Below are 4,379 nucleotides of genomic sequence, written 5' to 3' on the forward strand. Positions count from 1 at the left end.
GTGTTGAAGGCAGTGCGAATTCAGGTGAGTGCCCTTGATCGTAGGCATTACCTTTAACCTGATCCTCGGGCTCCCATTGGTGAATAATTCCCTGAAGGCCAGAAGCCAACGCCGCAGAAAGTGAAAGATAAGGGTTAGCATCTGCAGAGCCCAACCGGTACTCCACTCTCTGTGACTTCTCTGAGCCCGGAATAACACGTAATGCGGTGGTTCGGTTTTCAACCCCCCAGGTCGCGTCGGTAGGTGCCCAGAAACCGGGAATGAGTCGGGTGTAACTATTGACGGTAGGGGCCAGCATGGGCAGGAATTCAGGCATTAATCGCTGCAAACCGGCAATAAAGTGTCTTTGTGTCTGGCTGATATTGTGTTTCTGGCTGGGATCAAAGAACGCCGACTGCCCATCTTTTTTGTTGAACAGAGACAAATGAATATGACCGCTCTGCCCCGGATAATCCGGTGACCACTTGGCCATAAACGTCGCCATCAGATCATTACGCTGTGCCAGCACTTTCATAAACGTTTTAAACAGTGCCGCTTTATCTGCGGCATTTTCTGCAGAGTCAACGGCAATGGCTGCTTCGACCACGCCCGGCCCGGTCTCTGTATGAATACCTTCGATGGGAAAGTCCATCACCTCAGCCATTTCCAGTATCTGGTGATACAGGTCGGAATGCACTGAGTTTCTGATCATGGAATAACCAAACCAGTCAGGCGTCAGTGGTTTGAGGTTTCGAAAACCCTTTTCCCGAACCGATTCTGGTGTCTCCTGGAACATAAAAAACTCATATTCCAGCGCTGCACGGGCATCAAAGCCCATGTCGGACGCTTTTTCGATCACCCTTCTCAATGTCCCGCGGGGACAGAGAGCTTCTGACTGATCCTTGAATTCTGCGATGAACAGTAGCATGCCATTTTCAAAAGGGATTTCCCGGCAAGAGTGGGGCAAGATTCGAACGGGAGCATCGGGGTATCCGGTATGCCAGCCGGTGTATTTTACATTGTCATAGAGCTGGTCTTTACTGTCCCAGCCCAGGATAACGTCGCAGAAGGCAAAGCCGCTTTCCAGCGCTGAAAAAAACTTGGCCTTGCTCATGTATTTGCCGAGCATGATTCCGTCATTATCGAAAAGACCGACCTTAACGTGGGAGAGTCCTCTCTCTTTAACAATTTTCTTGGCATCATCAATCGTTCTGACATCTCTGGGGTTGTGCATACTCGCTACTCATTTTTCTTAGGCTTATCAGAAGTCAGGCAACAGAGAGGTACCTGACCAGTCAGCTCAGCTCAGACTCAGCTTTGGTAATGGCTTCGAACTCTTCTTCAGGCGCTTTGGCCACCAGGTGGTGTCGGCTGTATAACCCGAAATAGGCCACCATGATGGCGTAGAAAACCGCTGACCAGAAAGCGGCTTCCCAGCTCACCAGAAAGGTAGAGATAAAAGCAACAATAGCCAGGGCAAAAGCAATTCCTGATGTCATAATGCCGCCCGGTGTTTTATAAGGACGCTCCAGCTCTGGTTCTTTAACTCGCAGGATAATATGAGACAGCGTCATCATGGCGTAGGAGAGCGTGGCACCAAAAACGGCCATAGTGATCATCAGATCACCTTCTCCGGTCAATGACAGCAGAAAGCCAATAATTCCCGGAATGGCCAGAGCCATTGTTGGCACTTTTCGCTGGCCGGTTTTTGACAAAAAACGAGGTAAATAACCGGCTCTGGATAAAGCGAATACCTGCCGGGAATAGGCATAAATAATAGAAAAGAAGGAGGCGATCAGACCGGCAAGCCCGACAAAGTTTACAAAAGTTGCTATGTAAGAGATTTTACCATAGACCTGTTGCAGAGCCCCTACCAGCGGTGCGGCGTGATCCTTCAGGTATTCAGCACCCGCTGCGCCGGGGGCGAGAATCAATACCAGCCCTCCAAACAGCAGCAGAACGATCATAGCTGTGATGATCCCTCTGGGCATATCCCTCTTTGGATCAGTGGCTTCTTCCGCCGCCAGAGGAACACCTTCTACTGCCAAAAACAGCCACATGGCAAATGGGATCGCAGCCCAGATACCGATATAACCTTCGGGCAGGAAAGTGGAAGCGCCAGTAGCTTCTGCATTGACGGCGATATTAAACAGGTTGTCGACGTTGAAGGCAGGAATCATTCCTATAATAAACACGACTATGGCTAAACATGCCAGACCGGTAATCAACATCATGATTTTCAGCGCTTCTCCAGCCCCCAAAAGGTGCAGGCCAATAAAGGCAGCATAGAAAGCACCGTAAACCAGAGGTCCATCCCAACCAAAAAGTTCATTCACATACCCACCTATAAAGACTGCAATCGCTGCAGGCGCAATGGCGTATTCAAGAAGTATGGCGGTGCCGGTCAGATAACCTCCCCAGGGACCCATTGCCCGACGGGCATAGGAGTAGCCACCACCGGCGGTGGGTAATGATGAAGAGAGTTCAGCCAGTGACAACACCATGAAGGTATACATAACGGCCATGACCAGTGTGGCTAGCAGCATGCCACCAAAACCGCCCTGTTCCAGCCCAAAGTTCCAGCCGGCAAAGTCTCCGGAAATCACGTAGGAAATCCCAAGTCCAGCCAGGACCAGCCAGCCCGCTGCTCCCTTCCTGAGCTGTCTCTGCTTTAGATAATCATCAGAAACCTGTTCATATTCAACAGAACGAGTTGTTGGAGAGGAACTCATCTCTAGCATGCGTAGCACCTTTTTAAAAGCTATCCTGTTAGCTCTCCTATGCTGTTAACTCCTCTGGTAGCATAGTGAGAAAGTTCGAATGCAGTTAAGCAACTATCAAGCCAGAAATGTTAACGCCACCCCGGGATGATCTACTTCCTTCCATAAGCCGTAACAAGGTTATAACTTAAAAATAGAACTGAGGGTTGTTAATTAAACTATGAAAACCCAGCTCAATCAGGCACCGTATCCATTGGCATATTCAGGAGGTGGGCTGGGATTCCGGCTCATAGCTATATGAGTCGAACACTGGTCTGGTTCAGAAGCGATTTGAGAGTGGGAGACAACCCTGCTCTGTACCACTCCGCAGTTAAAAATGAAGTTGTGGCCGTCTATTGCCTGTGCCCGGATCAATGGCAGGAGCATAACGACAGCCCGAACAAGCTATGGTTCTGGATGCAGAATCTCAAACAACTGGAACACTCTCTAAACAGGCTCAACATTCCACTGGTCGTCATTCAACCGATTCGATTTGAACACTGTGCCCAATTACTGTTACAGACAGCCCGACAACTCCAGTGCGACGGCATAAGCTTTAATAACGAACATGGGCTCAATGAAGAAAACAGAGACAGGGCTGTCGAACAAACCTTTGCCGGGCAACAACTGAAATGCCTGCGTTTTTCTGACCAGACTCTGATCCCTCCGGGTCATCTGTTAAATGGCAGCGGTGACTATTTCAAAGTCTTCACGCCTTTTAAAAAAGCACTGTATCGAACCCTTGACCTGCACCAGATTCAGCCACTGCCCGCCCCTGAACAACAAAAGCCTCTGGAACTGGCTGATGTTCAGCCCGTCGATTACCTGAATCTGTTTACGCCATTGGAAGGTCTTCAAGCACTCTGGCCTGCCGGTGAAGAAGAAGCCGCAAACCGGCTCAAATCCTTTATCGAGTCTCATAGTGAAGGTTATAAAAAGTTTCGGGATTTTCCGGGTATGGATGCCACCAGCACCCTCTCTCCCTATCTGGTGTCAGGAACAGTCTCCCTCAGACAGTGTTTCTATGCTGCATTTCAGGCCAACAATGGAGAAATGGATTCAGGTAGCGATGGCCTGCAATGCTGGATGAGTGAATTAATCTGGCGGGAATTTTACAAACATATTTTGCATGGATTCCCAAGGCTTTCCAGAGGCAGGGCGTTCATCACAGAAACCGAACATCTGCCCTGGAATCAGGATAACGAGGCATTCAGTGCCTGGTGCAAAGGTGAGACTGGCTTTCCATTGGTGGATGCAGCCATGAAACAATTGGTGAATACCGGCTGGATGCACAACCGCCTGAGAATGGTCACAGCCATGTTCCTGACCAAAAACCTGATGATTGACTGGCGCCTCGGAGAAACCTTCTTCATGCAGCATCTGATCGACGGTGATTTGTCCGCCAACAATGGTGGCTGGCAATGGTCTGCCAGCACAGGCACCGACGCGGCCCCCTATTTCAGAATGTTTAATCCTGTCAGTCAGTCGGAGAAATTTGATTCAGAAGGTCAGTTTATTCGCCACTGGCTACCCCAGCTGAGCAGACTGAGTAGCAAGGAGATTCACGCTCCCTGGCAACATCATGTTAATGAGATCAACTACCCGGCACCGATTGTCGACCTCAAAGCATCAAGAGAGAGG

General features: G+C 49.6%; 3 protein-coding genes. 1 reads left to right on the forward strand and 2 read right to left on the reverse strand.

The features are described 5' to 3' along the window. Both KDK18_RS01485 and eat read right to left on the reverse strand, forming a co-directional pair. Positions 1 to 1,213, reverse strand: a 1,213-nt coding sequence (locus KDK18_RS01485; RefSeq protein ID WP_257252677.1) for a glutamine synthetase family protein, incomplete at its 3' end; no start/stop codon positions are given. A gap of 61 nt (positions 1,214 to 1,274) precedes the next feature. Further along, positions 1,275 to 2,711: an ethanolamine permease gene (gene eat / locus KDK18_RS01490; protein ID WP_257252681.1), complete on the reverse strand. Its 1,437-nt coding sequence runs from the start codon at positions 2,709 to 2,711 to the stop codon at positions 1,275 to 1,277. Between the two features lie 285 nt (positions 2,712 to 2,996). Here eat and phrB point away from each other — a divergent pair. Next, the coding region (gene phrB, locus KDK18_RS01495; protein WP_257252680.1) for a deoxyribodipyrimidine photo-lyase at positions 2,997 to 4,379 on the forward strand (1,383 nt) is incomplete at its 3' end.

The organism is Endozoicomonas sp. SESOKO3 (genome assembly GCF_024606255.1).

Excerpts from the sequence above, each read along its gene's own strand:
- eat (WP_257252681.1), bottom strand. The coding sequence starts at position 2,711 with ATGAGTTCCTCTCCAACAACTCGTTCTGTTGAATATGAACAGGTTTCT.